The organism is Flavobacterium restrictum (genome assembly GCF_007097245.1).
Taxonomy (GTDB): domain Bacteria; phylum Bacteroidota; class Bacteroidia; order Flavobacteriales; family Flavobacteriaceae; genus Flavobacterium; species Flavobacterium restrictum.
On the sequence record NZ_VJZT01000055.1, the window covers coordinates 1 to 1570 of the forward strand.

The following is a 1570-nucleotide window of genomic DNA, read 5'->3' on the forward strand; positions in this document are numbered from 1 at the left end:
TGTTGCATCATAAGTTGAGCCTGTTACAGATTTTCCGTTTGTTCCATTTGTTCCTGCTAATCCAGTTGCTCCTCTTAAGTCAGAGGTTGTTGAAGTTGTACCATCGGAATAGGTAAAAGTAACGATACCTGTTGTTGCATCATAAGTTGAGCCTGTTACCGATTTTCCGTTTGTTCCATTTGTTCCATTCGTTCCGTTTGTTCCTGCTATTCCAGTGGCTCCTCTTACATCAGAAGTGGTTGAAGTTGTTCCATCAGAATAGGTAAAAGTAACTACACCTGTTGTTGCATCGTAAGTCGAACCTGTTACAGATTTTCCGTTTGTTCCATTTGTTCCTGCTAAACCTTGAACTCCTTGAGCACCTGCGGGTCCAGTTAGCCCTACCGGCCCTTGAAGTCCTGCAGGCAAATTAATAATTACAGGAACACCTGTTTCATTTGTATATGTAATTGTTCCATCGCCATTATCAACTAATGTCGTAATTGTTTCCGTGGTACTAGTTCCCATTCTATACCACTTGTTGATGTACCAGTAATAATAACCTGGTGTGATATCAGCTATAGTTTGTGTATTAAAAACCAACAAACTATTTACATTACCATTAGTAATCGTTGTTGCATCTACTGTACTAGTTAAAGGGACTCTTGGTATCAAAACCCCTTTATTTTGAGCAACTACATCAAGTTGTGAAGACGAGTTTGGCAATGATGTTCCAACACCTACTTGTCCGTAACTACAAAAACCAATCCCTAGCAAAAGAAGTAATACGTAATAATTTCTCATAATAACACTGTTTTATTTTTTTTCTACTAAACTAAAAAAAGACCAAAAACTAAAAATCATTCCCAAAACACCACAGGTAATTTCTTCAATTTTTATATCTTTTTTAACATATAGTTGGGAGGACTAAATACCCGACAATCTATTTTGGACAAAGATAACTTTAGCAAAATCAATAGATTGTAGAACACCTGTAGTGTTCTTGTAGAATTGTTACTACACGTAATACACGTTTTAATATTCAAATTTTTACGTGTGTTTTTTACACAAAAAAGTAGAAAACTAAAATTTGATTTTTTAAAGAAATCAATTTTCAATTTGAGAAAAGTGTCATTTCAAAATGATCTTGTAGAAGAATAAAAAAAACATGACAATTTTTATAATCGCTATCAATTTATACGAAGAACTCGCAATTTGTAACCAACAAGAGAGGAAAATTATATCCCCTTTTTACATAAATTCCCAGAGGAGGAGAATTCGTCTTTTTATGCTAATTTAGGTGAAGTTCCTAAATTCATAATCAATCCAAAACACAATATAAGTACTTGAAATAATTCAATAATATACTTTTAAAGTTTAAAACATTGACTTTGAAGCTAATGACAAACAGCTAATTGCTATAAACTATTTAGCAAATCATCTCTTTACCATAATTTAATCTAATGATTTAAACAAGTCAACTGTTTTTAAAAAAGTTGCCGCAGATTATTTTTTGGTTCTTCGCCTAAATTAGTGGAAAGTTATAAAAAGGTTTAATTTTAGGGTATGGAATTAGACGGATTAGGGATTT

The 1570-nt window shown here is 32.8% G+C and carries 1 protein-coding gene; it reads right to left on the reverse strand.

Annotated elements, in window-relative coordinates:
- A partial coding sequence (locus tag FNW21_RS16150; RefSeq protein WP_144257778.1) for a collagen-like triple helix repeat-containing protein occupies nt 1-783 on the reverse strand: 783 nt, incomplete at its 3' end.
- Nucleotides 784-1570: the final 787 nt, after the last annotated feature.